Origin of the sequence: uncultured Nitratireductor sp. (genome assembly GCF_913053745.1) — a bacterium.
Lineage (GTDB): Bacteria > Pseudomonadota > Alphaproteobacteria > Rhizobiales > Rhizobiaceae > Nitratireductor.
In genome coordinates, this window is sequence record NZ_CAJXGF010000241.1 from 1 (window position 1) to 3880 (window position 3880).

General features: G+C 64.7%; 2 protein-coding genes. Both read right to left on the reverse strand.

Features of this window, described 5'->3' with window-relative positions:
- A partial coding sequence (locus tag QZ638_RS22795) for an error-prone DNA polymerase (protein WP_295814956.1) occupies positions 1-2759 on the reverse strand: 2759 nt, incomplete at its 3' end.
- Positions 2756-3880, reverse strand: a 1125-nt coding sequence (locus QZ638_RS22800; protein ID WP_295814959.1) for a His/Gly/Thr/Pro-type tRNA ligase C-terminal domain-containing protein, incomplete at its 5' end; no start/stop codon positions are given. The genes QZ638_RS22800 and QZ638_RS22795, both read right to left, overlap by 4 nt.

A 3880-nucleotide genomic window follows, 5' to 3' on the forward strand; every position in this document is an offset into this window, starting at 1 on the left:
CTTCTGGCGCTGGCGAAAAGCGGCAATTCCTCGGCGGCCGCGCGCACGCCCTGATGGCCGCTCAGACCGCGAACCTCCCAAAGAGCGGCGCGCCGGTCGAGCCCGAGCGAGCGGAAAGCATCCGCCTCGGCCAGCCGACGCAGAGAGAACATGTCGATACCGGAACGGAAATAAAGATCGCGAACCGTTGCGAAGCCTGTACCGCGCGTGGCCGCGATTTTCAGCGCCGCAGCCTCGCGAATGCCGTCCACCTGACGCAGGCCGAGCCGCAGCGCATGGCGGATCGCGCGGGGCTTCGAGGCCGGTTCCAGCGTATGGTCCCAATCGCTGCGATTGATGTCGACGGGTCGTGTCTCGCCGCCATGGTCGCGAAAGTCGCGGACGATGGAGGAGGCGGAATAAAACCCCATGGGCTGCGAATTCAAAAGCGCACAGGCGAAAACGTCCGGATAGTGGCATTTGAGCCAGGAGGAGGCATAGGCGAGCAGAGCGAAACTGGCCGAATGGCTTTCGGGAAAGCCGTAATCGCTGAACCCCTTCATCTGGTTGAAGCAGCGCTCGGCAAAGTCGGGGTCGTAACCGTTCTCGAGCATGCCGTTGATGAAGTCCTCGCGGAACTGATCGATGGTGCCGGTGCGGCGGAACGAGGCCATGGCGCGGCGCAGCCGATCGGCCTTTTCCGGGGGGAAACCGGCGGCAACGATGGCGATCTTCATTGCCTGTTCCTGAAACAGCGGCACACCGAGGGTCTTCTGGAGAACGGCGCGCAATTCCTCGGACGGGTAATCCACATCCTCCTCCTCATTGCGGCGGCGCAGATAGGGGTGAACCATGTCGCCCTGAATGGGGCCGGGGCGGACGATGGCGATCTCGATGACGAGATCGTAGAAATCCTTCGGCCGCAGGCGCGGCAACATGGACATCTGCGCCCGGCTTTCGATCTGGAAAACGCCGATCGTATCGGCCCGCTGGATCATGGCGTAGGTGGGACCGTCGTCGCGAGGCACGGTGGCGAGCGTGCGCTCTTCGCCATAGTGATCGCGCAACAGATCGAAACTCTTGCGCAGGCAAGTGAGCATGCCGAGCGACAGCACATCCACCTTGAGAATGTTGAGCGCATCGAGATCGTCCTTGTCCCATTCCACCATGGTGCGGTCCTTCATGGCGGCGTTGGCGATAGGCACCATCTCGCTCAAGGGCGAGTGAGTGAGCACGAACCCGCCCACATGCTGCGAGAGGTGGCGTGGAAAGCCGATCAACTGGCCGACGAGCACGAGGGTCTGGCGCAGGCGCGGGTCTGTGGGGTCGAGCCCGGCTTCGCGCACCTGATCGCGGGCCGGCGTGCGCGCGGAATGGCCCCAGACGAGGCCGGTCATGGCGGCCACAACATCGGGCGACAGGCCCATGGCCTTGCCGGCCTCGCGCACGGCGCTGCGCGTGCGATAGGAAATGACGGTGGCGGCAAGCCCGGCGCGGTGGCGGCCATATTTCTCGTAGACATACTGCATCACCTCTTCGCGCCGCTCATGCTCGAAATCGACATCGATGTCCGGCGGCTCGCCGCGCTCGGCGGAGATGAAACGCTCGAACAGAAGGTCGATCTCGGTGGGATTGACCGAGGTGACGTCAAGGCAATAGCAGACGACCGAATTGGCCGCCGAGCCGCGCCCCTGGCATAGGATTGGCGGTTCCTGCGACCGCGCGAAGCGCACGATGTCGTGCACGGTCAGGAAATAGGCGGCGTAGCCAAGCTGGCCGATGAGCTTCAACTCATGGGCAATCATGGCTCCGATTTTCGCGGGGACCATGCCCGAGAAGCGCTCTTTCGCGCCGAGCCAGGTCAGGCGCTCCAGCTCTTCTTGGGGTGTGGCGCTTTCGCCGCTTGCTTCCTTCGGATAATCGAAATGCAGTTCATCGAGCGAGAAACGACAATCGTCCATGAATGCCACGGAGCGGGCGACGGCATCTTCGTGATTGCGCAAGAGACGAGCCATTTCTTTTGGCGATTTCAGATGACGCTCGGCATTGCGCTCCAGCCGGAAGCCGGCCTCGTCGATGGTGCAGTGCGTGCGGATGCAGGTGAGCAGATCCTGCAACGGGCGGCGCGCCGGTGTGTGGTAGAGCACGTCATTGGTGGCGATGAGCGGTGTGCCGCAGGCGGCGGCGAGCGCGGCAAGGCGATGCTGGCGCGCGCCGTCATTGGCCCGGCGATGAGGTGTGAGCGCCAGAAAGACGTCGCCCGGAAAGAGGTGAGAGAGTCGGCGCAGGTTTTCCTCGAACTCGGCGCCGAAATCATAGGGCGGCATGGCGATGAAGCGCTGGCCTGTTTCAAGCTTTTCCAGGTCGCTCATATGGAGATGGCATTCGCCCTTCGGCGCGCGGTGGTTGCCATCGGTCAGAAGCTTTGTCAGGCGGCCATAGGCATCCCGGTCTGTGGGGAAGCACAGCGTCTCGAAACCGTCCAGCATGACCAGCCGCACGCCGACGACAAGCCGGATTCTCTGCGCCTTGGCTTCAACATGGGCACGCACGGCGCCGGCCAGCGTGTTGCGGTCGGCGATGCCGACGGCCACATGGCCGAGACGCGCGGCTTCGGCAACCAGCTCGCGCGGGTGCGACCCGCCGCGCAAAAAGCTGTAATTGCTGGTGACACCGAGCTCGGCAAAGGCCGGTTCCGGTGGCGCCGGGCGCGATTTTGGAGGCGTGTCGGCCTTTGAGCCACTGTCGAGGGGGATGGGTTTTGCCGATTGCTCTCTCATGAGAAGACCCCGTGGATGAACCAGCGCGGGGTTTCCTCATCGCGTTCATAAAGCCCATCGCGGAAAAGCCAGAAGCGGCGGCCGGCCTCATCCTCGATGCGGTAATAGTCGCGCGTTTTGCGGCTGGCACCGAGCGGCGCGCGCCACCATTCGGGCGCGATGCGCTCCGGTCCTTCGGCGCGCGCCACCCGATGCGCCACGCGCCGCCATTCGAAACGTGTCGGCGGGCCATCGGGCACGCCGGCAAGCGTGGTAACGGGCTCCGGCACGGCCAGAAGAAACAGCGGGCGGGCAAAGGCCGCGCCATCCTGAACACAACGGGCATGAGCCTGCCAGTCATGGCTTCGGGCCGGTTTGAGCACCGAGACGGCGCGCGCGGCGCGCTCCGGCAGAAAGCTCGCATGGGGCTCGGCGCGGGTGACGTTGCGCGCGCCGAACCGGTTGACCAGCCGGTCGAGAAGCGGGGCGATGTCGTTATCGTGCCCGGCAAGGGGATCGCCGCCCAGATCCTCCTGCCGCATGGCAAGTGTTTCTACGGAAAGCGCGGTGAGGCTGGCCGCCTCGAAGCCGAAACCGGCACGGTCTTGAATGCGGTCGAGCCGCTCGCCGAGAAGGCGGGCGAGGTGCGCTGCATCGCGTGTGGCGGTGCTGGTGGCGAGCGGCAGGGCCTCGAACCAGCCATCGACGCGGAACAGGCGTAATTCCACCCGGCGCGCGCCTTTGCCCGCTTTTTCAAGGATCGCGCCCAGATCGCGGGCAAGGCGTTCGATGGCGATCTCGATCGCTTCCTGTGTGACGATGGGTTCGGCAAAACGGCATTGCGCGGCATGGAGATGCGGCGGATTGAGCGGGCGAAAACTTTCCTCCTCATGGCCGAGCGCCTCATCGAGCCGGCGCAGCGCCAGCGTGCGCTCCTCCGCCTCGCGTCCGCCGACAACGGCAATCACCGGCACTTTCTGCAGCGAGTGCTCGCGGACCTTGTAGTTGATCTTCTCATTGCGAAGATCCGTCTCCACACGCAGGCCCGCCTTGCGAAGCGCTGCGGCTGCTTCCTCGGCATAATCATTCGCGGCATCCGTGATGGCGGCCACGACGACCCGCACCGGGGAGAGCCACATCGG